Origin of the sequence: Demequina salsinemoris, from assembly GCF_000974805.1 — a bacterium.
Taxonomy (GTDB): Bacteria; Actinomycetota; Actinomycetes; order Actinomycetales; family Demequinaceae; genus Demequina; species Demequina salsinemoris.
The window spans coordinates 112,163-134,001 of record NZ_BBQZ01000006.1; the positions used below are offsets into that span (position 1 = coordinate 112,163).

The window sequence follows — 21,839 nt, forward strand, 5'->3', positions numbered from 1 at the left end:
ACGCAGGCACGGGTGCACCAGGCCCTGTCTCCTGTAGGTCGCTGATGCCTGGGGTGCGGGCGGAAGCGCCACCTGTAGGCCGCTGAGGCCTGACGTCCCCAGTCTCTTCGACCGCGGGCCCTCTCCCCAAGAAGCGTCGCGCGAGCATCGGGTCGCCTCAGGGGCGTTGACCCTGTGAGCATGACAACGGCGGCACTCGCGCACTATCTGCTCACCCACGTTGGACCGTTCACCTTCTCTCAATTGCGCGCGCACGCGTCCCGCGCGGGCCTCGATGCCGCGATCAGGCGCGGGGAGATCGTGAGGCTCTTGCCCAACCGCTACGCCTCGGCTCTGCACGCTGACTCGTGGCACGCGCGCAGCCTCGCAGCGGCCGACTGGGCGCACGGAGCGATTGCGGGCGACGCGGCATTGGCGTTCGCTGACCTTGGCGATGCGCCGGCGAGAGTCGACGTGGTCGTGCCGACCGGGCGTCACAAGCGCGGACCGAGTTGGGTTCGCGTGCATGCGACCCAGGATGTCGCGGCGACGTGGAGGGCATTCGGGCGACGCGTGGTCGTGCCGCCGATCGCGGTGGTGCAGGCGTACTCCTGGGCGGCGAATCACGATCGAGCGGAGCGGGTCTTCGCCGCCTGTCGGCGTGGAGCGAAGCCGGACCAGATCGTCGAGGCAGCGCAGGCCACCTCGAATGTTGCGCAGAGGCGCTACCTCATGCGCCTGCTGCGGGCTGCCAGCGAAGGAGCGGAGAGCTACCTCGAGATGAAGGCGGATCGGGTCCTACGGGGACCGGTGCTGAGCCAATGCCTGCGACAGCACTGGGTGAGGGTGGGTGATCGACGTTTCAAGCTCGACGCCTTCCACGAAGCATCCGCGACCGCGCTCGAGTTCGACGGGGAGGGCTACCACTCAGGCATCGCACAGGTAGCGGCGGATCGAGAGCGCGACTCGATCCTGGCGTCGGTCGGAATCCTGACTCTCCGCTTCGGGTACGCCAGGGTGCTCGACGATGCCGAGGGCTGCCGCGCGCTCGCGGAGGCGACGATTCGGTCGCGCAGGCATGAGCGCCCTGCAGGTAGCGCGACGAGTCAATGAGCAGGCATCAGCGGCCTAGAGGAGACACGGGCGGGGTGGGGGAGAGACCGGCCGGGTGGGACGGAGGGGAGAAGCGAATGAGACGCGAAAGCGGGCCCCCGCATTGCAGGGGCCCGCTTCGGAGACGTGGGATCAGACCGCCGCGGGCAGCGACGGGAAGATCTCGGCCACGGGGCCGTGGACGATCTTGCCGTCGACGGTCGCGAGGCCGCGGGCGAGCGCCGGGTCCTTGGCCGTGGCGACCTCCCAGCCGTCGTTCGCGAGGCGGACGGCGTAGGGCAGGGTCGCGTTGGTGAGCGCGAGGGTCGAGGTGTTGCCGACCGCGCCGGGCATGTTGGCCACGCAGTAGAACGTGGAGCCCTCGACCGCGAAGGTCGGCTCGGCGTGAGTGGTGGCGTGCGAGTCCTCGAAGCATCCGCCCTGGTCGATCGCGATGTCGACGAGCACCGAACCCGCCTTCATGCGCGAGACGAGCTCGTGGGAGACGAGCTTCGGGGCCTTGTCGCCCGCGACGAGCACGGCGCCGATGACGAGGTCGGCCTCGAGGCAGGCCTGCTCGACCTCGTAGGCGTTGGACACGACGGTCTTGACGCGGCCCGCGTAGAGCGCGTCGAGCTGGCGCAGGCGCGGGACTGAGAGGTCGAGCACGGTGACGTCCGCGCCCATGCCCACGGCCTGCGCGATCGCGTTCTGGCCGGACATGCCGGCGCCGAGCACCGTGACCTTGGCGGGACGGACGCCAGGCACGCCGCCGAGCAGCACGCCGCGGCCGCCGGCCGAGGACTGGAGGTTGAACGCGCCGACCATCGTGGCCATGCGGCCCGCGACCTCGGACATCGGGGCGAGCAGGGGAAGCGCGCCGCCCTCGAGCTCGACGGTCTCGTAGGCGATCGCGGTGGTGCCGGCCTCGACGAGCGCCTTCGTCAGCGCCTCGTCGGCGGCGAGGTGGAGGTAGGTGAACAGCAGCATGTCGGCGCGGAGGTACTTGTACTCCGACGCGATCGGCTCCTTGACCTTGAGGACCATGGGCTGACCCCACGCCTCCTCGACGGTGCCGAGCGCGGCGCCCGCGAGGACGTACTCCTCGTCGGTGAACGCGCTGCCGACGCCGGCGCCGGCCTCGATCGTCACGCTGTGGCCGTGCTTGACGAGCTCCGTCACGCCCGCGGGCGTGATGGCGACGCGCTTCTCGTTGTTCTTGATCTCTGCGGGAACGCCGATCTGCATGATCCCTCTCCTTCGCTTGTTCGTGTGGTGCGGCAGGAATCGCCGGGGGCGGGGACTCCAGTCGCGGTCACTTCGTAGACCCACCTCAATTCTCGAATTTCCTCCGGCCGATGCAAGAAAGTTCGAATACAGTTGCCGAAACTGCGGAAACTTCAGGAGAATCTATGACCGATCGGTACGCGGAGGGCTCCACGCCGTCGAATCTTCGGCTCGACGAGCTGGACGAGCAGATCCTTTCGGAGCTGTCGCGGGATGCGCGCCTGTCCAACACGGCGCTCGCGGCCAAGGTTCACGTGTCCCCGTCGACCACCCACGCGCGCGTCAAGGCGCTCAAGGACTCCGGCGTGATCCGCTCGTCGCACGTCGAGCTCGACTACGAGGCGCTCGGCCTGCCCGTCCAGGGGCTCGTGTCGGTCAAGCTCCAGGCGCAGGCGCGGCCGCAGGTGAGGACGTACGCCCGCAAGGTGGTGCGCCTCCCCAACGTCCGGTCGGTCTTCTTCGTGGGAGGCCAGGTCGACTTCCTCATCCACGTGGTGTGCACGTCGACGGGCCAGCTGCGTGACTTCGTCGCGAGCTACATCTCGATGGACCCCGTGGTCGCGTCGACCGAGACCAACATCGTGTTCGAGCACCTGGGCGGCGCCGAGCACCACGGGATGCAGAACATCATCCAGGCGATGCGCAAGCCGTTCGAGTAACAGGGACGATGCCCGGGCTGCGGGCGATGCATCGGTCGCCTGGAGGAAGGGCCAGGGACGATGCGGTCGCGTCGTGCCTCGGGACCGCGCACCTCGGGGCTGAGCGTCGTTCCAACGCTCAGCCGGCGACCGGCCTCGCCGGGACGGGCCGCACCTCGTGGGGGGTGCGCGCGAACACGATCGCGACGAGCACGTAGGCCACCGCGATCCCGATCATGATCGGTCGCGACCAGCCGCTCTCGGGCAGGATCAGCCCTCCGAGCACCGCGGCGGACATGAAGGCGACGTTGTAGGCCATGTCGTACAGGGTGAACGCGCGCCCGCGGACGTGGTCCTCGGTGTCGCGTTGGACGATGGTGTCGACCGCGATCTTGCCGCCCTGCACGGCGAAGCTCACGATGACCGCCGCGGCCAGCAGCGTCCAGGCCTGGGGCGTCGTGGCGAGCAGCACCTGCCCGGCCGAGCCGATGCCGAGGCAGATGAGGATCCACCTTTCGCGCGAGATGCGGTCCCCGAGCATCGGCGTGAGCACGGCGGCGAGCCCGAAGCCGACCGCCGCGAACCCCAGGACGATCGAGAACGCGCCCAGCGCGGCCTCCGCATCGTCCGGGTCGGCGAGGATGTTGCGCGAGGCGAGGATCGACGCCACGAACACGAGCCCGTAGAGGAGGCGCTGCGCGGACATCACCCCGAGCGCATGCCAGGGCGTGCGGCGCGCGCGCAGATAGCGCTCGCCCTCGAGCAGCTCGGCCGTGAGCGCGCGGAGCTGCGCGCCGACGTCGAGCGCCTCGAGGCCGTGGACAGGGCCGAGCTCCTTGCGAGCGATTCGCGTCGCCGCGACGGACGACGCTCCGAACGCGAGACCCGCGCAGATCAGTGCGGTGATCGCGAGCGAGCTGTCGCTCACCGACGGGACGACGAAGGTCGCGATGCCGCCGATCGCGCCGCCGACCGACGCGGCGATCGTGCCGAGGGTCGGGAGCACGGCGTTCGCGGCGAGCAGCTGATGCGCGGGCACGACCTGGGGCAGCCCCGCGGTCATCGCGGCGAGCAGGAAGCGGTTGACCGACAGCGTCAGCAGCGCGGTCGCGTACAGCGACCACAGTGGAGCGTCGGCGAGCACGAGCGTGATGATCCCTACGGCGAGCACGAGGCGGACGAGGTTGCCCACGAGCAGGATGCGCTGGCGGTGCCAACGGTCGATCAGGGGCCCCACGAACGGCCCGACGAACGTGAAGGGCGCGAGCAGCACGGCGAACCCGACGGCGATCTGCTCGGGCGAGGTCGCCGTGGTCGGGTCGAAGAAGAAGGCGGTCGCGATCCCGACCTGGAACATGCCGTCGCCGCCCTGGGACAGGAGTCGCGTCCAGGTGAGGCGGCGGAAGCCGGGCGACCTCCACAGCACTCGCAGATCGGCGCGCAGGGACATGCCGATCAGGGTAGAGGCTGGGAGTGACACCGGATGGACACGGGGTGTCAGGGTCTCCCGCTAGCATCGCGGCATGGGGCGAAGGGGTCAGGGGTGAGCAGGAGACAGGTGAGTCTGGGGGCGATGGTCGCCGCGACGCCGGACACGCGCGACCGCTACGCGGATCTGCTGCGCGTCGGCTCGCTCGGGGGCGTCATCCTGGGCCACTTCTTCATGGCGGCGGTCGCGATCGACCACGCCGCCGGCACGATCACCGTCGCCAACGTGCTCGACACCCAGGCGTGGGCGCGACCGCTCACGCTGATCTTCCAGGTGATGCCGATCTTCTTCGTCGTGGGCGGGTTCGCTCATGCGACGGCCTGGCGGACCGTGCGTCGCCGGGGAGGCGGTTACGCCGACTTCATCCGCTCGCGGATCGTCCGGCTCATGGGGCCGACGTTCCTGTTCGTCGGCGTGTGGCAGATCGTGGCGGTGGTGGTCGAGGCCACCACGGGCGACGATGCGGCGACGGGCCCTGTGCTGCAGGTCGCGGGCCAGCTGCTGTGGTTCCTCGGGATCTACCTGATCGCCGTGGGGCTCGCTCCCGCGCTGCTCACCGCGCATGAGCGGTGGGGGTGGCGCGTGCTCGCGACGCTCGCGGGCGCTGTGGTGCTCGTGGACGTGCTGCGCCTCGCGGTCGGGATCGACGGCGTGAAGTGGCTGAACTTCGCGCTCGTGTGGCTCACAGTGCACCAGCTCGGGTTCTTCTACGCCGATGGCGTCGCGGACCGGGTGGGCGCGCGCCGCCTGGGAGGGACGATGCTGGGCGGCGGAGCCGTCGTCCTCGCGCTGCTCGTGTGGCTGGGCCCGTACTCGACGACGATGGTTTCGTACGCGGGCGAGCACCTGTCCAACCTCGCGCCGCCGACGGTCGCGCTGCTCGCGTTCGCGGTCGCGCAGGCGGGGGCGCTGCTGCTTCTGCGCGGCCCCGCGACGCGCTGGCTCGCGCGGCGCCGCGTGTGGGCGACCGTGATCGTCGCCGGCTCGGTCGCGATGACGGCGTTCCTGTGGCACTTCACCGCGCTGATCGGGGTGCATCTCCTCCTCTGGGCGCTCGGCGTTGATCTGAGCGGGGATCCGTCGACCGCCGCGTTCTGGTGGGTCAAGCTCGCGATGCTCGTGCCTTTCCTCGCGCTGGTACTCGCGCTCGTGATCGCCGTCCGGTTCGCTGAGCGTCCTCCTCGACGTGTTCCGCCCGCGGGGCCGTCCCGAGGCCGCGCAGCGGTCGCCGGGCTGTCGGTCGTGCTCGGCATCGTCGGCCTGCTCGGCTTCGCGGTCACGGGGTTCCAAGGCGCAGGTGGCTGGTACGTCGGCCACCTGGTCGGGATCCCGATCACCGAGCAGATCGCGTTCGCGTTCGTCGCTGGATCTTTGGCAGCGGCGGAGCTCGCGGTGTGGTTCCGCGTCGTGCGGGCTTACCCTGAGCACAGTTGAACGCGTTCAGGAGGTCCCCTTGCCCACCCTCGACTCCACCACCCGCGACCGCATCGTCGAGGCCGCGACCGCACTGATCCTCGAGAACGGCTATGACGGCACGACGATGCGCGCGATCGCCGAGCGTGCGGACGTCTCGCTGGGCAGCACCTACTACTACTTCTCCGGCAAGGAGGACCTGGTCCAGGGCTTCTACCTGCGGATCGCGCGCGAGCACGCGGACCTCACGCGCGACCGCATCGCAGGCGAGAAGTCGTTCAAGAAGCGCCTGGGGACCACTCTCGACACCTACCTGGAGGTCTCGAACCGCTACCGCGCCATCGCCGAGTCCCTCGTGAGCATGGCCGTCGTCCCGACGAGCCCGCTCAGCCCGTTCAGCGCCGAGTCCAAGCCCGCGCGCGAGACGTTCATCGCGCTGTACGAGGACGTGATCGAGGGCTCGGACCTCAAGACCGACGCCAGGCTGCGGGCAGCGCTGCCCGAGCTGCTGTGGCTCGTCCAGATGATCCTCACGCTCGGCTGGGTGCAGGATCTGTCGCCCGACGGCAAGGTCTCGCGCAAGATCGTCGGCCGGCTCGCGCCGACCCTGTCGCGGCTGATCCGCGCGGCGCGGCTCAAGCCGCTCGCCCCCCTTGCACTTGAGGCGGTCGATGCCCTTGACTCGATCAAGGAGGCGCGGCAGGCGCGCCTGCGCTCGGGGGAGGGGTCGTCGACATGATCGCACCGCAGACGTTGCTCGCCTTCTCGGCGCTCGCCTTCGTCGTGATCGCGATCCCTGGGCCGAGCGTGCTGTTCATCGTCGGCCGCGCACTGCAGCACGGCCGCGCCCGCGCGCTGCTGTCGGTCGTCGGCAACGCGGGCGGCTTCATCGTCCACGCGGTCCTCGTCGCGACGGGCGTCGGCGCGCTGATCGCGGCCTCGGAGACCGCGTTCGTCGTTCTCAAGGTGATCGGCGGGCTCTACCTGATCTACCTCGGTGTCCAGGCGATCCGCCATCGCCGCGACGGCATCGCCGGCTTCGACATGGACGATGCGGGGGCGTCGCCGGTGCCGGGACGCACCGCCGCGGACGGCGTGGGAGTCGGGCCGGGCGCCGCCGTCGCACAGGCGGACCAGGCTGACCAGGCTGACCAGGCTGACCAGGCTGACCAGGCTGACCAGGCGAGCGTGGGCAAGGTGCTGGCCGAGTCCTTCGTGGTCGGCGTGACCAACCCCAAGACGCTCGTCTTCGTCGCGGCGGTGCTGCCGCAGTTCGTCGACCCCGCCGCGGGGCCCGCCTGGGCGCAGATCCTCATCCTCGGGTTCGTGTTCTCGGTGATCGCGATCGTGAGCGACGGGGCGTACGCGCTGCTCGCGGCCGGCGCGCGCTCGTGGTTCGCGGGATCGCCCCGCAGGCTCGCGCGAGTGAGGGCCACGGGAGGCGGTCTCATGGCGACGCTCGGCGTCGTCCTGCTGCTCTCTCGACGCGTGGCCTGACGCCGACGCGGGACGACACCCCGCCCAAGCATCGTCCCTGGAGGAAAGTGATGACTGCAGCCCTGTCGCCCGGTGCCAACCCCCGCTAGGGTGGGGCCGGACCATCACCGCACACACTCGGTTCCACGCCGAATCGGCATCACACCTGGGGGAACGGCAACATGAGCTTCGGCGAGGCGATCAGCACCTGCTTCCGCAAGTACACGGACTTCTCGGGACGCGCGCGGCGTGCCGAGTACTGGTGGTTCTACCTCTTCATCCAGCTGGTCTCCATCCCGGTGTCGATCGTCGTCACCATCCTCGCCATGGTCTCGCTCGCGCCCGTGATCGCCTCCGCAGAGGCCGACGGCACGATCCCCGAGAGCGCCTTCGAGGAGATCAGCTGGGGCCCGATCGTGATCGCGGGCGCCGTGCTGATCGCGATGTGGCTCGTCTTCTTCCTCCCGACGCTCGCGGTCACGATCCGTCGCCTGCACGACACGGGCCGTTCGGGATGGTGGGTCCTGCTCGCCTACATCCCCGTCGTCAACTACGTGGGCTCGATCGTCGTCTTCGTGTTCACGCTGCTCGACTCCGAGGCCGGCACCAACGTGTACGGGCCCAACCCCAAGGGCGCCGAGTGGGGTCACATCCCCATGGCGCCCCCGCCCATGCCCGGGGGCACCACCCCGCCGCCCGCTGGCGGCTTCCAGCCCTGACGGACGACGGCATCCAGCCCTGACGGACGGCGCGATCCGGCCCTGACGGACGACCCAGCGCCGTCGTGCGGTGACGCGCGACAGCCCTGACCACAGGCGGCCCCGACGACGCGGTTGTCCCCAGCGCATCTCCCGCGCCGCCCGCAGCGACGCGCCCCCGGCCTACCGTTCCAGCGTCGGAAGGGGAGACATGGCGGATCTGACGATCGACGAGGCACAGGTCCAGCGCGCGGTGCAAGCGCTGCGTGCCCTGGCGGCGGAGACGCTGTCGGGGCATCCCGAGGCGGCCGCGCACGCGACCGGTCACGCCGGCCTGATCGCGGCCGTCGCGCGCGTCGATGCCGAGCAACGACGCGCGGTCACCGCGATCTGCGCCGAGGCGTCGAGCCTCGCCGACGCCGCTGAGGGAAGCGTCGCCGAGATCCTTGACGTGGACCGACGGCTCGCCCGTCCCTCCTTGGCCACGCTGGCGGCGCGCTCGGCGAGCGACGGTGCGGGGTCGTCGAGCGCGGCCACGTCGACGGCGGGGAACGTCCGCGATGAGTGAGGCCGCCGCCGGCTTGCGGGCGTGCGCCGCGACCATGCGCTCCGAGGCCGACACGCTCGAGCAGAGGGCCTTCGCGCTCCGGGACGACACGGGCCTCGGGTGGATCGCCGGGGCCACGCAGGAAGCGCAGTCGCGCTTGCGTGTGGCCGTGACCGACCTCGTGGAGCTCCGACGCGAGGCAGCCGATCTGCTCGTGCGCGCCGCGGTCGCGGTCGAGGCCACGCGGGGCCCATGGGACGCGCAGGGCGGCGACCATCTCGCCTCGCTGGGCCCCGCAGCCGGTCATGACGCGTCGTGGTGGGCGGGTCCCGCCATCACGGAGCGCAATGCGCGCCTGCGAGCGATCGCGGCCGAGCTCGAGGGCCTGCCCTCGCCGCGCGTGCTCGACGTGCACCGGAGCGGCACGCTGCCGCTTGTGGGTGCGGCGCTGTCAGCGTTGTCGCCGGTCCTCGGGGCGTACGCCCTCTGGCGGGCCGCCTACGACGCGACGCTCTCCGAACCGACCATCGGGCCGCTTGTCGGCGGGCTCCCGGACGGGGCCGGCGACGCGAAGGAGACTCTCGACGCTTCCCGGCCCGCCTCCGTCTCGGATCTCATCGCGGACTGCGGCCTGGTTGACGACCTCGGCGGGCAGGACCGTGCCGTGGTGGACATCGCCAAGGTCACGACCGCGGCCGGCGAGGAGACCTGGGTGGTCACGCTTCCCTCGACGAAGGACTGGGTGGTGTTCGACGGAGACAAGCCGGCGCCGAACGACCTGGACGCGATCATGGTGGCCGCGCTGCTCCCTGATTCCTCGTCGGCGTTCCGCAAGGGCGTGGAGGAGGCCGTGCGGCAGGCCGGGATCCCCGCAGGGGCGCCCGTGCTGCTCGTCGGCTTCTCCCTGGGTGGCATGCTCGCCGCGGACCTCGCCCGCACGGGCCTGGGCAAGGTCTCGGTGGAGGGCGTCGTGGTCGCGGGATCGCCGATCGACACCGCCGACGACCCGGCGGGCGTGCCGGTGCTGTCGTTCGTGCACGAGGGCGACACGGTGCCCGCGCTCGACCTCGCCCCCGAGGGGGACGGGCCGCTCAGGGTGACCGTGACCGACACCGTCGCGGAGGGCCTGAGGCCGCACTCGGCCGATGGCTACGCCGCCACCGCGGCCACCCATGACGCGGACGGGTCGCTCAGCGCACCGTTCGCTCGCTTCCTGGTGGACGATGCGACGACCGAGGTCGTGCACACGCAGTACCAGATCGTCGAGAAGGGCCTGCTGTAGCGCGACACGGACGGGGTGGCCCGGCCGTGCGGCCAGCGGCGGGGATTGGTGGGCACGGCACGATCGCCGCGACCGGCGCAACCGGGATCGCGGGAATAGCGTGCATCGTGGAGGTGTCCCATGAGCATGAGCGGTTCACACGGGAACAGAGAGTCCGAGGCCCCGACGCGGGTCGCGATCGTCGGGGGCGCGGGCAAGGTCTCGCGCCGGCTGATCCCCTTGCTGAAGGGCGCGGGGATCGAGGCCGTCCCGCTCGTGCGCCGCGAGGAGCAGGCGCGCGAGCTCGACGCGATGGGCGTGAGCCCCCGCATGCTCGACATCGAGGAGGCGAGCGCGGACGAGTGGGTCGAGGCGCTACGCGGAAGCGACGCGGTCGTGTTCGCCGCCGGGGGAGGCGCGGACGGCAACGTCGAGCGCAAGCGCACCGTGGACCTCGAGGGCTCGACCAACGCGATCGAGGCGGCGCGCTCGCTGCACATCCACCGCTTCGTGCAGGTCTCCGCGATCGGTGTGGACCTCCCGCCGGACGAGAGTCGCGGAGAGTCCTGGGTCGCCTACGTCCATGCGAAGCGCGACGCCGACGTGGCCCTACGAGCGAGCGGCCTGCAGTGGACCATCCTGCGTCCGGGACGACTCACGGACGACGAGCCCACCGGACGGGTCACCTTGGCCGAGGAGGTCGGCTACGGATCGATCCCGCGTGCCGACGTGGCGGGGACGATCCTCGCATGCCTTCAGGAGCCGGCGACCGCGGGTTACCAGTGGGAGCTGGTCTCGGGCGACGTCGAGATCGCCGAGGCGGTCGCATCGTCCGTGTGACGGACGCCCGCCCGACCGGGCCGCTCCCGCATCGTCCATGCGACGCCCCCGAGGACGACGAAGGCCGGGACCCCCGAACGGGGATCCCGGCCATCGCGCTACCCGGGGATGGGCCCGGGAAACTGCTTACCGCTCGCGCTCGCCGGCGATGAACGCCTCGAGGTGCTGGCGACCGAGCGTGTCCTCGGTCTGGACGGGCGGCGACTTCATGAAGTAGGTCGCGGCCGAGAGGATCGGGCCGCCGATGCCGCGGTCCTTCGCGATCTTCGCGCAGCGGACCGCGTCGATGATGATGCCGGCCGAGTTGGGGGAGTCCCAGACCTCGAGCTTGTACTCGAGGCTCAGGGGAACCTCGCCGAAGGCCGAGCCCTCGAGGCGCACGTAGGCCCACTTGCGGTCGTCGAGCCACGCGACGTAGTCCGACGGGCCGATGTGGACGTTGCGGTCCTCCTTCTTGCCGGCGATCGGGCTGTCGGTCAGGTTGGAGGTCACAGCCTGGGTCTTGGAGACCTTCTTGGACTCGAGGCGGTCGCGCTCCAGCATGTTCTTGAAGTCCATGTTGCCGCCGACGTTGAGCTGGTAGGTGCGGTCGAGGCGCACGCCGCGGTCCTCGAACAGCTTCGCGATCACGCGGTGCGTGATGGTCGCGCCGACCTGCGACTTGATGTCGTCGCCGACGATCGGGACGCCGGCGTCCTCGAACTTCTTTGCCCACTCGGGGTCGGAGGCGATGAAGACGGGGAGGGCGTTGACCATGGCGACGCCCGCGTCGATCGCGCACTGCGCGTAGTACTTGGCGGCCTGCTCGGAACCCACGGGAAGGTAGCAGACGAGGACGTCGGCCTGGGTGTCCTTGAGGACCTGCACCACGTCGACCGGGGCGTCGTCGGACTCGACGATGGTCTCGCGGTAGTACTTGCCGAGGCCGTCGAGGGTGACGCCGCGCGACACCTGGACGTCGGTCTTCGGGACCTCGCAGATCTTGATGGTGTTGTTCTCGGAGGCGTTGGTGGCCTCGACGAGCTCCTTGCCGACCTTGAGCGAGTCGACGTCGAACGCCGCCACGAACTCGATGTCCGAGACGTGGTAGTCGCCCAGCTGGACGTGCATGAGGCCGGGGACCTTCTCGTCGGCAGGCGTGTTCTTGTAGAACTCGACTCCCTGGATCAGCGACGTGGCGCAGTTGCCGACGCCGACGATGGCAACGCGAAGCTTCGCCATGGGTTCTTCCCTTCAATCGTCCGCCGCGGACGCGGCGGATCCGTTGTTGTCTCCGCTGTGTGCGGAACGTTCGTTCTCGATCAGTCGATCGAGCCATTCGACCTCGCGCTCGACGCGCTCGAGGCCGTGCCGGTGGAGCTCGGCGGTGTAGGCGTCGGCGCGCTCTCGCTGCCGCCGCCTCATCTCCTGGAGCTCGTCGATCCGCTCGGACAGCCGCAGGCGGCGGCCCTCGAGGATGCGCAGGCGGGTCTCGGAGTCGGTCTGGCCGAACAGCGAGAACCGCACGTCGAAGGAGTCGTCGTCGTACGAGTGGGCCCCCGCGGTGGCGAGCTCCTGCTCGAGCCGCGCCTGGCCGTCGTCGGTCAGGCCGTAGGCGATCCGGGATCGGCGGGACGACGGCACGCCTGCCGTTCCGACGCTCTCCTCGCCGACGGACTCGATGAGCCCCGCCTCGACCATCCGCTTGAGTGCGGGATACAGCGAGCCGTAGCTCAGGGCGCGGAACGGGCCGAGCTCCGTGCCGAGGCGCTTGCGGATCTGGTAGCCGTGGAGCGGCTGCTCGGCGAGCATCCCGAGGATGCCGAGGGTCAGCACATCGGTCTTCGCCATGCTTCGCCTCCTTGCCGCCGGTCCTGATCACGCACGGTCCGGGGAGGTCGTCGCGATGTATCGATGCGATATGTAGCACCTAGTTGTATCGCATCGATACATCGGATGCAAAGACGACGCGCAGGGGCGGCGCGTAGGGACGATGCGGCACCCGCGGTTCCACGGGTTCCGGTTGGTGAGTCATGGAACGTCTGAAGTGTCCCGTTCGTAGACTGACTTCGTGAGCGACGAACGAGAGACCCCCCAGCGTCAGTCCCTCCGCCCTTCCGCGAGCGGCCAGGGCGGGTCCACGGGAGGCGCACGACCAACCACGGGCAGCCAGCGTGCGGGAGCCGCGACCACTGCCGCGAAGGGCACGAGCGAGTCCGCAGGCAAGGGCAAGGGGAACGGGAAGAAGGGCAAGAACTCCGAGCCCTGGAAGCCCCAGAAGGCCAAGTGGAAGGTCTGGACCAAGCGGATCCTCATCGGCATCCTCGTCGCGGGCCTGCTCGCGGTCACCGCGGTGTTCGTGGCGCTGTACGTCATGTACTCGAAGCTCGAGACTCCCGAGCCCGCGCAGTTCGCGCTGTACGAGCAGTCCACCGTCTACTACGACGACGGCACGACCATCATGGGCACGCTCGGCGAGGCTGAACGCGAGATCCTCACCCAGGACCAGTACGACGAGCTGCCGGACTACGTCGGCAACGCGATCGTCGCGGCAGAGGACCGGTCCTTCTGGACCAACCCCGGCGTCGACATCATGGGCACCGCCCGAGCCCTCTACAAGACGGTCATCAAGGGCGACAGGCAGGGTGGATCGACCATCAGCCAGCAGTATGTCGAGCGCTACTACTCGGGCGAGACCGTCACCGACATCCCCGGCAAGATCAATGAGGCGCTGCTCGCGCTCAAGATCAACACCGAGCAGGAGAAGGACGAGATCCTCCTCAACTACATGAACACGATCTACCTCGGCCGCGGCGCGTACGGCATCGAGAAGGCGGCCGAGGAGTACTTCGACAAGGACGCGTCCGAGCTGACGCTGTCGGAGGCCGCGCTCATCGCGGGCGTCATCCCCGCGCCCTCCGCCTGGGATCCGCGAGTGGACGCCGACCAGGCCGAGTACCGGTGGAACTACGTGCTCGACGGCATGGTCGACGCGGGCTTCATCACGCAGGAGGAGCGCGACGCCCAGGTCTTCCCCGAGACGATCGAGTACACCCGCTCGAACACCTTCGGCGGCACCAAGGGCTATCTCATCCGCGCAGCGATCGACGAGGTCGTCGCGAGCACCGACTACTCCGAGGAGGACATCGAGACCCTCGGCCTCGACATCGTCACGACGATCAACAAGAAGGACCAGAAGGCGGCCGTCCAGGCGGTCAAGGACATGCCCGACGACCACGACGACGGCCTCATGGCGGCGACAGTGACGGTCGAGTCGGAGACCGGAGCGATCACGTCGATGTACGGCGGCTCCGACTATCTGGAGAGACAGCGCAACGGCGTGACCCAGGATCAGGTGCAGGCCGGCTCGACCTTCAAGCCATTCGCTCTCATCGCCGGCCTTGAGCAGGGGATCGGGCTGGACACCAAGTACCTCGCGAACAGCGGCATGACGTTCGGCGACTACGGGCCGGTCAACAACTTCGGCCACATCAGCTACGGCTGGGTCGACCTCGTCGAGGCGACGCAGAAGTCGATCAACACGGCCTTCGTCCAGCTCGGCCTGGACGTCGGCGCCGACGCGGTGGTGCAGACCGCGATCGACGCGGGCATCCCCGAGGACACGACCGACCTCCACGCGACCCCGTCGGTCGTGCTCGGCCCGGCCGCGGTGCATCCGATCGACATCGCGGAGGCGTACGCGACCATCGCGAACGGCGGCGTCCATAACGACACCTACATGGTTCAGACCATCAAGGACGCCGATGGCGCCACCACGTACGAGCACGACACCACGTCGCGGCGGGTGTTCGACGAGGACGTGATCGCCGATACGACGTACGCGATGCAGCAGGTGGTCCTGTACGGCTCCGGAAAGACCGCCAACTCGCTTGGCCGCGACATCGCGGGCAAGACCGGCACGTCGAACGACAACAAGTCGGCCCTGTTCGCGGCGTTCACCCCGCAGGTCGTCGGCGTCGTCGCGCTGTACCAGATCGGTGAGAACGGCGAGGCCGAGTCGATCACGCCGTTCGGCGGGTACTCCCAGATCACCGGCTCGACGGTCCCCACCGACGTCTGGACGGAGATGATGGGCACGATCCTCGAGGACTACGACGTCGAGGAGTTCCCCGGTCGAGCCAACGTCGGTGAGGCGTCGCACACCGCGAAGACGACGGAGGCGTCGCCCGAGCCGTCGGAGACGACGACCTCGACCGAGGCATCGCCCGAGCCGTCGGAGACGACGACCACGCCGGAGAAGACGACGTCGACGCCTGCGGAGACGACGACCACGCCGGAGAAGACGACGTCGACGCCAGCGGAGACGACGACCACGCCGGAGAAGACGACGTCGACGCCAGCGGAGACGACGACCGAGCCGGAGGCGTCGACCGCTCCATCGGCGGAGAGCGTCGAGCTTCCCTAGCGGCGAGACCAGAGGCCCGGCCCCACGGCGAGTGGGGTCGGGCCTTCGTCGTCCTGCTGGGCGCGCTCAGCGCGCGCACGAGTCCTCGGCGCGCACGGTGGCGCGGGCGCGGTGGTCCCTAGCGTCCGAGCGCGTGCTTGAGCCGCAGCGCCTGCGTGAGCGCCGCATAGCGCAGCGGCTTCACGGGAACGTCCCATGCGCCGTCGACCTCGACGACGTCGCCGAGCTGCTGCTTGAACTCGCGCACGCCCATGAGCTGCGGGGCGCGGTCCGAGCCGACGCCCATGAGGTCGTACTGGGTCACGCCCTCCGACTTCAGCGTGGTGAGGATGTGCCACTTGATCCTCAGGGCCGCCTCGGTCTTGCGCGCCTCCGCGTTGCCCGCGGCGTACACGTCCACGCCTGCGTCGTCGTAGACGGTCGAGATGACCCACGACACCGCGCGGCCGGGCGTGAGGTCGCCCTCCGGTCCGGTGTCGTGGCGGCGCGCGACCCACAGGCGCACGTGCTCGCCGAGCGACCGCAGCATCGTCAGGTAGACGTCGGGTCCGAAGATGCCGAAGCCGTCGCGCGACGCCGTCTCGCGGTAGATCTCGTACAGCTCGCCGAACTCCTCGTCCGTGAGCCCGGTCTCCTCGGCGACGGTCATCGCCTCGTCCTTGAGGGTGCGGCGCGTCTTGTAGCGACCCCGCTTGGAGAAGGACTGCATGATCACGTCCTCCTCGCGCAGGAGGTCGACGATCACGGTGTGGTCGTAGGTCACGGTCTGGAGCAGGTCGCTCAGGTCCGGCGCGGGGTGCTTGGCGTGCATGCGAAGGAACACGCACCACGACGCCTCGCGCTTCACGTAGGCGACGAGCGCCCTGCGCACCGCGAGCTCGCGCTCCGGGGTCTGCTCGGACAGCCAGATCGGGCCGTGCTTGGCCCACAGATAGCGGAACCCGCGCCCCTCGAAGGCGCTGAAGGCGATCAGCGCCACCGGCTCGTCGCCCGCCGAGACAGCGAGGCGGCGCCACGGCGCGCGGCCGGGGACCGCAGCGTCGTACGTGTCCCAGGCTGGGGACTGCTCGATCGGCACGGGATGAGCGGCGGTGCGCGCCAGCTCGAGGAAGCGTTCGTCGGGGACCTGGGCGACGCTGAGGGCGTCAGCTGAGGTAGTCACGGACCCAGCGTAACGGCGCGAACGGCCGTGAACCCGTTGGACGCCCGGCGCTGGGGAACGGCGCTGGGGAACCGTGCGAAACGGGACGATGCGGACGTTCGGCGGCCATCGCATCGTCCCTTCCCCAGGCGGCCTGGCGAGCACGGGCCGGATGCCGTACCCTGGATAGCCGTGGCTGAGCCCTGTCATCCGACAGTGCAGGCCGCGAAGCATCAGACCCTCCTGCCACGGAACGTCCGTGGCCGCATAGTCCAGAGGAGGTGGGTATTTCGATGCGTCATTACGAGATGATGGTCATTCTCGACCCTGAGGTGGATGAGCGTACGGTCACCCCGTCGCTCGAGAAGTACCTCGGCGTGGTCACCGGCGACAACGGAACCGTCGACAAGGTCGACGTCTGGGGCCGCCGCCGCCTTGCGTACCCCATCAAGAAGAAGAGCGACGGCATCTACGCGGTGATCGACTTCACCGCGGAGTCCGCGACGGCCAAGGAGCTCGAGCGTCAGCTCGGCCTCAACGAGACCGTCCTGCGCCTGAAGCTGCTCCGCCCGGACGCCAAGTAAGGCTCCCGGGCCTCGTCAGAATCCTCACCCACAGCAAGCGACCCCTAGGGAGCTACACATGGCAGGCGACACCCAGATCACCGTCGTAGGAAACCTCACCGGCGACCCCGAGCTGCGATTCATCCAGTCCGGCGCCGCGGTGGTGAACTTCACGGTGGCGTCCACCCCGCGTCAGTTCGACCGTCAGTCGAACGAGTGGAAGGACGGGGAGACCCTGTTCATGCGCTGCTCCCTGTGGCGCGAGGCCGCGGAGAACGTGGCCGAGTCGCTCACCAAGGGCATGCGCGTCATCGTGACGGGCCGCCTGGTGTCGCGCTCGTGGGAGGCCAACGGCGAGAAGCGCACCGTCAACGAGATCCAGGTCGACGAGGTCGGCCCCTCGCTCCGTTACGCGTCGGCCAAGGTCACGCGCAACCAGCGTGGCGGCGGCAACGGCGGCGGAGGCTTCTCGGGTGGCGGTGGCGGCTACTCCGCTGCACCGGCCGGAGGTTCCGACAACGACCCGTGGGCAACCGCCCCGGCGTCGGACGAGCCCCCCTTCTAAACACCCAGGAATTCAGGAAATGGCTAAGAACGACATCCGCAAGCCGCGCAAGAAGGTCAACCCCCTCAAGGCGGCCAAGGTTCAGAAGATCGACTACAAGGACACCGCGCTGCTGCGCAAGTTCATCTCCGACCGCGGCAAGATCCGCTCGCGTCGCGTGACCGGTGTCTCCGTCCAGGAGCAGCGTGAGATCGCCCGTGCCGTCAAGGTCGCGCGCGAGATGGCGCTCCTTCCCTACGCCGGCTCCGGCCGCTGATCGGGGGTAGACATGGCTAAGGTCATCCTCACCCACGAGGTGCACGGTCTCGGCATCGCCGGCGACGTCGTCGACGTCAAGGACGGCTACGCTCGCAACTTCCTCATGCCCCGCAAGCTGGCCACCCCGTGGTCGGCCGGTGCTGAGAAGCAGATCGAGGGCCTCCGCAAGGCGCGCCGCGCCAAGGAGATCCAGAGCATCGAGGGCGCCCAGGCTGCCCGCGACGCCCTGCAGTCCGTCGAGGTCGTCGTCGAGGCGAAGGCTGGCGAGTCCGGTCGCCTCTTCGGCGCCGTGACGCCCGCCGACATCGCGACCGCCATCGGCGACCGCGCGAAGGTCGACAAGCGTCGCATCCACCTCGCGCAGCCGATCAAGGCGCTCGGCGAGTACACCGCCACGGTGTCGCTTCACGACGAGGTCTCCGCGACCGTCGCCGTGAAGGTCGTCGCCGCGAAGTAACGCTCGGACCCTCGGGTCCATCCACCTAGGCCCGGTCCCTTCGGGGGCCGGGCCTTCGTGCGTTCCGGGGGCTGTCGGTGACCGCGCCCCGGGCCGCGCATCGTGCCCCCGCACCCGCACCCGCACCCGCACCCGCACCCGCACCCGCAGGCCTCGCCCGCCGTCGGCCGACAGTCTGAACCAATCCCAGACCCGACTCGCGAGCGAGTCGCGGGACGACGCGGCGTGTCGCCGGGGTGTCGTGGCTCGGATTGGTTCGTACTGTCGCAGCGTGGGGGCGGTGTTGGGCGGTGTCGTGCCTGGACGATGCGGGGGCGGAGGTCCTCCTCCACTATCGGAGGCGGTGCGTCCAAGTCAAGAGTGATAATGGTGCGTATCGGACAGGTTTGAGAGCGTTCTCAACACTGATGAACACCTGTCGCGACACGCCGATGCGCGACACGCCGAGTCTTTCGTCCCCGGGTTTCTCCACAGCGGTGGATTCGGTGACCTCGCTGGTAAAGACCGAGAAATCGGTCCAGTGTTGACGTAACTCACAGCGCTATCCACAGTTGTCCACGGAGTCTTCAACACGAGCGCCCCCACCTCGTCCCCAGACAATCCCCAGACTGTTGACAAGTTGTCCACGTCCAAGGGTCGACGCGGATCTTCCGAGTTTGATATCGCGCCCGGCGCCGCCTACGGTCGCATGTCAGACCCCCGCGAGAGGGTGGGGGTGTCGAGGCGTCGGGGGGGACGTCACCGCGCGGTCAAGGTGTGAGAGGCAGGTGCCAGGTGTCGATCGACGAGCTGGAGTCGTCGTACGAGAGGCCGACCTCATTCGAGCGCCTGCCTCCGCAGAACCTCGAGGCCGAGCAGTCGGTGCTCGGAGCCATGCTCCTGTCCAAGGACGCGATGGCGGACGTGATCGAGACCGTGCGCTCGGATGACTTCTACAAGCCCGCGCATGAGCTGATCTTCGACGTCGCCACCAAGCTCTACAACGGCGGCGACCCGGTCGACGCGCTGACCGTGAGCGCCGAGCTGCAGCGCACGCAGCAGCTCTCGCGGATCGGCGGGGCCGAGTACCTCCACACCCTCATCGCGATGGTGCCCTCCGCGGCATCCGCCGGATACTACGCGCGCCTCGTGCGTGAGCAGTCGATCCTCCGTCGCCTCGTCGAGGCCGGCACGCGTATCGCGAACATGGGCTACGACGGCGATGGCGGCGAGGTCGACATGGTGGTCGACGGCGCGCAGGCCGAGATCTTCGCCGTCACCGAGCGCAGGAACTCGGACGACTACCTTCCGATCGGTGACATCCTCGAGTCGACGCTCGGTCAGATCGAGGACGCCACGACTCACGACGGCTCCATGCGGGGCGTGCCCACCGGGTTCCGCGACCTTGACGAGCTCACCGGCGGCCTGCAGGCGGGCCAGATGGTCGTCATCGCTGCCCGACCAGCGATCGGAAAGTCGACCCTCGGCCTCGACATCGCGCGCTCCGCGTCGATCCACCACAACATCGCCTCCGTCATCTTCTCGCTCGAGATGAGCAAGGAGGAGATCACGAAGCGCATGCTCGCGACCGAGGGCAAGGTCAAGCTCACCCAACTCAACAAGGGCCCGCTCGGACCTAGCGACTGGGACCGGCTGGCCCGTGCCTCGGCGCGCGTCTCCTCCGCGCCGCTGTTCATCGACGACTCGCCCAACATGACGCTCATGGAGATCCGCGCGAAGTGCCGCCGGCTCAAGCAGCAGCACAACCTCGGGCTTGTGGTGCTGGACTATCTGCAGCTCATGAGCTCGGGCCGCAAGGTCGAGTCGCGTCAGCAGGAGGTCTCGGAGTTCTCCCGTGCGCTCAAGCTCCTCGCGAAGGAGATCGAGGTGCCGGTCATCGCGATCTCGCAGCTGAACCGTGGCTCCGAGCAGCGCGGCGACAAGAAGCCGATGCTGTCCGACATGCGTGAGTCCGGCGCGATCGAGCAGGACGCCGACATCGTGATCCTGCTGCACCGCGAGGACGCGTACGACCGCGACAACCGGCCGGGAGAGGCCGACTTCATCGTCGCGAAGCACCGCGCGGGACCCACCGACACGATCGCCGTCGCCTTCAAGAAGGACTACGCGCACTTCGCCGACATGGCGCCGCAGATGTAGCCGCGCGGTGGACCCCGAGCGGGTCTACCGTGGAAGGAGAGGACGCCTCGTCCACCTGAGACGGGAGGCGAGCCATGACGACGGCCAGGCGTCGCGTCCTGCTCACGGGCGCGACGGGCAACTGGGGTCGCGCGACGCTACGGGCGTTCCGCGACGTCGACGACCTGTACGTGCGCGTGCTCGCGCTCACCGGCGCCGAGGAGCACGCCGTGCTCGAGGAGTTCGCCGACCTGCCCCATCTGGAGATCTACAAGGGAGACCTCACCCGCCTCGCGGATGTGGCCCGCGCGATCGACGGCGTGGACGTCGTCCTCCACGTGGGCGGGCTCGTGTCTCCCGAGGCCGACCGCTACCCGGCCCGCGCGCACCGCATCAACGTCGGCGGCATGAGGAACATCATCGCCGCCGTTGCGGCGTTGCCTGACCCTTCCGCGATCGCCGTCGTCGCCGTCGGCTCGGTCGCCGAGACCGGGGACCGCCAGGTTCCGCACCACTGGGGGCGCGTCGGCGACCCGGTCCGCGTGTCCCGCTTCGATCACTACGGCCAGACGAAGGTCGAGGCGGAGCGTCTGCTGGTCGAGTCGGGGCTTCCCCGGTGGGTGTGGTTGCGCCAGACGGGCATCTTCCACGAGGGCCTGCTCGCGGTGCGCGACCCGATCATCACCCACGTGCCGCTCGGCGAGGTGATGGAGTGGGTCTCGGATGACGACGCCGCACGGCTGCTCAGGGGACTGACCGAGCCCGACGTGCCCGACCAGGTCTGGGGTCAGGTGTTCAACGTCGGCGGCGGCGAGGGCTGGCGGCTCACGAACTGGGAGTTCCAGACCGCGCTCGCGGCGGCGATGGGCGTCAAGGATGTGCGAGCCTGGTACGAGAGGAACTGGTTCGCGACCAGGAACTTCCATGGTCATTGGTTCACGGACAGCGACTGCCTCGAGGAGCTCGTGCCGTTCCGCCAGGACGTCTTCCAGGAGGTCCTCCACGACGCCATCGCCGACGCACCGACACAGGTCCGCCACGCGGGCAAGGTGCCGCCATGGGTGGTCAAGCGCGCGGTCATGCACCGACTCGCGCACGCTCCGCGCGGCACGATGCACGCGGTCCACCACCGGCGCATGGCCGAGGTGGACGCGCACTTCGGGTCGCTGGACGCGTGGCTGCGTATCGGTGGCTGGGACACGTTCGCCCCGCCGAACCCCTCGCGCGAGCCGACGCTCCTGGACCACGGCTACGACGAGTCCAGGCCGCCGTCCACCTGGACGCGCGACGACCTGGCGGGCGCCGCGCAGTTCCGGGGTGGCGAGCTCGTGACTCCCCTCGTGCGCGTCGGGACGCCGAGCGCGCGCCTGCGGTGGAGGTGCGCCTTCGGCCACGAGTTCGACGCCAGTCCCCAGCTGATCCTGGCCTGGGGTCACTGGTGCCCCGAGTGCGTCCGGGACAGTGCGAGCTACGCGTGGCAAGCCACCCGCAATCCCTTCCTGGCGCAGGTGGAGGAGCCTCAGGAGCCAGCGACGCGCGCGGGGGAGCAGCGCCGAAGGACCGAGGGATCCCTGGCCGCCGAGGGCCCTCGAGTGGCCTGACGCCGAGCCCG

At 69.5% G+C, this 21,839-nt stretch carries 21 protein-coding genes; 16 read left to right on the forward strand and 5 right to left on the reverse strand.

What is annotated here, in order from left to right; all coding sequences use genetic code 11:
• Nucleotides 1-180: 180 nt before the first annotated feature.
• Nucleotides 181-1,092, forward strand: a complete 912-nt coding sequence (locus AOP78_RS12060) for a PDDEXK family nuclease (protein WP_152659532.1) — start codon at nt 181-183, stop codon at nt 1,090-1,092.
• Between the two features lie 132 nt (nt 1,093-1,224).
• Here AOP78_RS12060 and ald read toward each other — a convergent pair whose 3' ends face one another.
• Nucleotides 1,225-2,319, reverse strand: a complete 1,095-nt coding sequence (ald, locus tag AOP78_RS12065) for an alanine dehydrogenase (RefSeq protein ID WP_062205011.1) — start codon at nt 2,317-2,319, stop codon at nt 1,225-1,227.
• Nucleotides 2,320-2,483: 164 nt separating this feature from the next.
• Between ald and AOP78_RS12070 the strand changes: the two genes are divergently transcribed.
• On the forward strand, nt 2,484-3,017 hold the full coding sequence (locus AOP78_RS12070; protein ID WP_062205014.1) for an Lrp/AsnC family transcriptional regulator: 534 nt from the start codon (nt 2,484-2,486) through the stop codon (nt 3,015-3,017).
• A 118-nt stretch (nt 3,018-3,135) separates the two neighbouring features.
• Here the strand turns inward: AOP78_RS12070 and AOP78_RS12075 are convergent, their stop codons facing one another.
• Nucleotides 3,136-4,446, reverse strand: coding sequence for an MFS transporter (locus AOP78_RS12075; RefSeq protein ID WP_062205021.1), 1,311 nt, complete (start codon nt 4,444-4,446; stop codon nt 3,136-3,138).
• 93 nt (nt 4,447-4,539) lie between these two features.
• On the opposite strand from AOP78_RS12075, the gene AOP78_RS12080 reads away from it, so the two are divergent.
• The 7 genes from AOP78_RS12080 (at nt 4,540) to AOP78_RS12110 (ending at nt 10,720) form a co-directional block, all read left to right on the forward strand.
• Nucleotides 4,540-5,919 (forward strand): acyltransferase family protein, encoded by a 1,380-nt coding sequence (locus tag AOP78_RS12080; RefSeq protein ID WP_160297635.1) that lies wholly within the window; start codon nt 4,540-4,542, stop codon nt 5,917-5,919.
• Nucleotides 5,920-5,938: 19 nt separating this feature from the next.
• Nucleotides 5,939-6,637: a TetR/AcrR family transcriptional regulator gene (locus tag AOP78_RS12085; protein ID WP_083980101.1), complete on the forward strand. Its 699-nt coding sequence runs from the start codon at nt 5,939-5,941 to the stop codon at nt 6,635-6,637.
• On the forward strand, nt 6,634-7,395 hold the full coding sequence (locus AOP78_RS12090) for a LysE family translocator (protein WP_062205025.1): 762 nt from the start codon (nt 6,634-6,636) through the stop codon (nt 7,393-7,395). The genes AOP78_RS12085 and AOP78_RS12090 overlap by 4 nt, the downstream gene beginning before the upstream one ends.
• Nucleotides 7,396-7,556: 161 nt before the next feature.
• Nucleotides 7,557-8,093 (forward strand): DUF805 domain-containing protein, encoded by a 537-nt coding sequence (locus tag AOP78_RS12095; RefSeq protein ID WP_062205027.1) that lies wholly within the window; start codon nt 7,557-7,559, stop codon nt 8,091-8,093.
• A gap of 190 nt (nt 8,094-8,283) precedes the next feature.
• Nucleotides 8,284-8,640, forward strand: a complete 357-nt coding sequence (locus AOP78_RS15270; protein WP_062205029.1) for a hypothetical protein — start codon at nt 8,284-8,286, stop codon at nt 8,638-8,640.
• Nucleotides 8,633-9,901 carry an alpha/beta hydrolase family protein gene (locus tag AOP78_RS12105; RefSeq protein WP_160297636.1) on the forward strand — a complete coding sequence of 423 codons (1,269 nt, stop codon included), beginning with the start codon at nt 8,633-8,635 and terminating at the stop codon, nt 9,899-9,901. Before AOP78_RS15270 ends, AOP78_RS12105 begins: the two co-directional genes overlap by 8 nt.
• A gap of 126 nt (nt 9,902-10,027) precedes the next feature.
• Nucleotides 10,028-10,720 (forward strand): SDR family oxidoreductase, encoded by a 693-nt coding sequence (locus tag AOP78_RS12110; RefSeq protein ID WP_062205233.1) that lies wholly within the window; start codon nt 10,028-10,030, stop codon nt 10,718-10,720.
• A 126-nt stretch (nt 10,721-10,846) separates the two neighbouring features.
• Here AOP78_RS12110 and AOP78_RS12115 read toward each other — a convergent pair whose 3' ends face one another.
• Together AOP78_RS12115 and AOP78_RS12120 are read right to left on the reverse strand one after the other, a co-directional pair.
• Nucleotides 10,847-11,941 carry an inositol-3-phosphate synthase gene (locus AOP78_RS12115; RefSeq protein ID WP_062205032.1) on the reverse strand — a complete coding sequence of 365 codons (1,095 nt, stop codon included), beginning with the start codon at nt 11,939-11,941 and terminating at the stop codon, nt 10,847-10,849.
• Nucleotides 11,942-11,953: 12 nt separating this feature from the next.
• Nucleotides 11,954-12,550: a PadR family transcriptional regulator gene (locus AOP78_RS12120; protein WP_062205035.1), complete on the reverse strand. Its 597-nt coding sequence runs from the start codon at nt 12,548-12,550 to the stop codon at nt 11,954-11,956.
• A 220-nt stretch (nt 12,551-12,770) separates the two neighbouring features.
• On the opposite strand from AOP78_RS12120, the gene AOP78_RS12125 reads away from it, so the two are divergent.
• Complete coding sequence (locus tag AOP78_RS12125) at nt 12,771-15,125, forward strand: transglycosylase domain-containing protein (RefSeq protein WP_062205037.1); 2,355 nt, start codon at nt 12,771-12,773, stop codon at nt 15,123-15,125.
• 118 nt (nt 15,126-15,243) lie between these two features.
• Here AOP78_RS12125 and AOP78_RS12130 read toward each other — a convergent pair whose 3' ends face one another.
• A complete protein-coding gene (locus AOP78_RS12130; protein ID WP_062205040.1) occupies nt 15,244-16,287 on the reverse strand; it encodes a lipid II:glycine glycyltransferase FemX in 1,044 nt (347 codons plus the stop codon).
• Nucleotides 16,288-16,559: 272 nt separating this feature from the next.
• Between AOP78_RS12130 and rpsF the strand changes: the two genes are divergently transcribed.
• The 6 genes from rpsF to AOP78_RS12160 all read left to right on the forward strand — a co-directional run bounded on the left by rpsF (nt 16,560) and on the right by AOP78_RS12160 (nt 21,828).
• Nucleotides 16,560-16,850 (forward strand): 30S ribosomal protein S6, encoded by a 291-nt coding sequence (gene rpsF / locus AOP78_RS12135; protein ID WP_062205044.1) that lies wholly within the window; start codon nt 16,560-16,562, stop codon nt 16,848-16,850.
• Between the two features lie 58 nt (nt 16,851-16,908).
• Nucleotides 16,909-17,394 (forward strand): single-stranded DNA-binding protein, encoded by a 486-nt coding sequence (locus AOP78_RS12140; RefSeq protein WP_062205047.1) that lies wholly within the window; start codon nt 16,909-16,911, stop codon nt 17,392-17,394.
• 19 nt (nt 17,395-17,413) lie between these two features.
• Complete coding sequence (rpsR, locus tag AOP78_RS12145; protein ID WP_062205049.1) at nt 17,414-17,650, forward strand: 30S ribosomal protein S18; 237 nt, start codon at nt 17,414-17,416, stop codon at nt 17,648-17,650.
• Nucleotides 17,651-17,662: 12 nt separating this feature from the next.
• A complete protein-coding gene (gene rplI / locus AOP78_RS12150) occupies nt 17,663-18,109 on the forward strand; it encodes a 50S ribosomal protein L9 (RefSeq protein WP_062205052.1) in 447 nt (148 codons plus the stop codon).
• 774 nt (nt 18,110-18,883) lie between these two features.
• Nucleotides 18,884-20,248 carry a replicative DNA helicase gene (dnaB, locus tag AOP78_RS12155; RefSeq protein WP_062205056.1) on the forward strand — a complete coding sequence of 455 codons (1,365 nt, stop codon included), beginning with the start codon at nt 18,884-18,886 and terminating at the stop codon, nt 20,246-20,248.
• 74 nt (nt 20,249-20,322) lie between these two features.
• Nucleotides 20,323-21,828, forward strand: coding sequence for an NAD-dependent epimerase/dehydratase family protein (locus AOP78_RS12160; protein ID WP_062205059.1), 1,506 nt, complete (start codon nt 20,323-20,325; stop codon nt 21,826-21,828).
• Nucleotides 21,829-21,839: the final 11 nt, after the last annotated feature.

Bases quoted from the DNA above. Each gene is read 5' to 3' on its own strand.
- AOP78_RS12060 (WP_152659532.1), top strand. From the start codon at position 181: ATGACAACGGCGGCACTCGCGCACTATCTGCTCACCCACGTTGGACCG.
- ald (WP_062205011.1), bottom strand. From the start codon at position 2,319: ATGCAGATCGGCGTTCCCGCAGAGATCAAGAACAACGAGAAGCGCGTC.
- AOP78_RS12070 (WP_062205014.1), top strand. From the start codon at position 2,484: ATGACCGATCGGTACGCGGAGGGCTCCACGCCGTCGAATCTTCGGCTC.
- AOP78_RS12075 (WP_062205021.1), bottom strand. From the start codon at position 4,446: ATGTCCCTGCGCGCCGATCTGCGAGTGCTGTGGAGGTCGCCCGGCTTC.
- AOP78_RS12090 (WP_062205025.1), top strand. From the start codon at position 6,634: ATGATCGCACCGCAGACGTTGCTCGCCTTCTCGGCGCTCGCCTTCGTC.
- AOP78_RS12095 (WP_062205027.1), top strand. From the start codon at position 7,557: ATGAGCTTCGGCGAGGCGATCAGCACCTGCTTCCGCAAGTACACGGAC.
- AOP78_RS15270 (WP_062205029.1), top strand. From the start codon at position 8,284: ATGGCGGATCTGACGATCGACGAGGCACAGGTCCAGCGCGCGGTGCAA.
- AOP78_RS12105 (WP_160297636.1), top strand. From the start codon at position 8,633: ATGAGTGAGGCCGCCGCCGGCTTGCGGGCGTGCGCCGCGACCATGCGC.
- AOP78_RS12110 (WP_062205233.1), top strand. From the start codon at position 10,028: ATGAGCGGTTCACACGGGAACAGAGAGTCCGAGGCCCCGACGCGGGTC.
- AOP78_RS12115 (WP_062205032.1), bottom strand. From the start codon at position 11,941: ATGGCGAAGCTTCGCGTTGCCATCGTCGGCGTCGGCAACTGCGCCACG.
- AOP78_RS12120 (WP_062205035.1), bottom strand. From the start codon at position 12,550: ATGGCGAAGACCGATGTGCTGACCCTCGGCATCCTCGGGATGCTCGCC.
- rpsF (WP_062205044.1), top strand. From the start codon at position 16,560: ATGCGTCATTACGAGATGATGGTCATTCTCGACCCTGAGGTGGATGAG.
- AOP78_RS12140 (WP_062205047.1), top strand. From the start codon at position 16,909: ATGGCAGGCGACACCCAGATCACCGTCGTAGGAAACCTCACCGGCGAC.
- rpsR (WP_062205049.1), top strand. From the start codon at position 17,414: ATGGCTAAGAACGACATCCGCAAGCCGCGCAAGAAGGTCAACCCCCTC.
- rplI (WP_062205052.1), top strand. From the start codon at position 17,663: ATGGCTAAGGTCATCCTCACCCACGAGGTGCACGGTCTCGGCATCGCC.
- AOP78_RS12160 (WP_062205059.1), top strand. From the start codon at position 20,323: ATGACGACGGCCAGGCGTCGCGTCCTGCTCACGGGCGCGACGGGCAAC.